Origin of the sequence: Blautia sp. HCP3S3_D9 (assembly GCF_052063845.1) — a bacterium.
Classification (GTDB): domain Bacteria; phylum Bacillota; class Clostridia; order Lachnospirales; family Lachnospiraceae; genus Blautia_A.
Window position 1 is genome coordinate 1 of record NZ_JBQHWS010000283.1, and the last position, 866, is coordinate 866.

2 protein-coding genes are annotated in these 866 nt (G+C 30.8%); both read left to right on the forward strand.

The annotated features are described in order from the left end of the window. Positions 1 to 299 precede the first annotated feature (299 nt). The gene (locus tag ACTNES_RS20915) at positions 300 to 680 is read left to right on the forward strand and encodes a hypothetical protein (protein WP_291807265.1); all 381 of its coding nucleotides are present in this window, start codon (positions 300 to 302) and stop codon (positions 678 to 680) included. A gap of 112 nt (positions 681 to 792) precedes the next feature. Next, on the forward strand, positions 793 to 866 hold a 74-nt coding region (locus ACTNES_RS20920; RefSeq protein ID WP_441040580.1), incomplete at its 3' end, for a DUF6219 family protein.

Sequence of the window (866 nt, forward strand, 5' to 3'; positions counted from 1 at the left end):
GACTGTCTCGTGGGCTCGGAGATGTGTATAAGAGACAGAATAAATAGTATTCTCTTTATAAGAAATAAATACAATAATAACAGGCACGATTATTTTTGAGGTCAGAAAAGGTTCCTGACGCACTCTGAAAAGAGTACCTGAGATGATGGATACACCGCCCATCCAAAAATAATTGTGCTTTTATTTATACTTAATTTGGAATATAAGGGGCTATCTCAATGGGTAGTCTCTTTTATTGTGCAAAAATTTATTTTTAAGTAATATTACACTATAATAATACAAAGAAAGTGAGGTTTTAAATGGCTGATGAATTTAAAGTAAAAGTAACGGCAGACCTTGATACGTCACAGTTAGAAGCGAAGCTAAATGCTTTACAAAATAAAAAAATAAATGTTCAAGTCAATTTAAGTAATCTTAATGGAAGTGGCATGAACAATCTAAATAATAGCTTGCAACAAATACAGAACAATGCAAATAATGTATCTGCAAGTTTGAAAGGTATTGCAACTACCAAGCTAAAGGTAGATGCGTTCAATTTTCTAAAAACTCAAACTGAAAATGCTGTTCAATCAGTAACAGATCTTAATAAGGCTATGACATTGGTTAATATGACCATGAGTAATATGTCAGGCTCATCTTTAAATTCTCTGAAACAACAATTAAATGATAACAATACATAGTTTTAACCATGATATTCTGAAAAATTTTATAGGAATGCTCTATTATCAAATTGACATAGGAATGTGGTAGCGTATAATTAGAATTGAATACACTGAAAAATGGAGGAATTACATGAAAGCACATAAATATTGGTCAGTAGTAGCTTTAATCACAATGATTGGAACTTTTTATACAGGATATAAAGG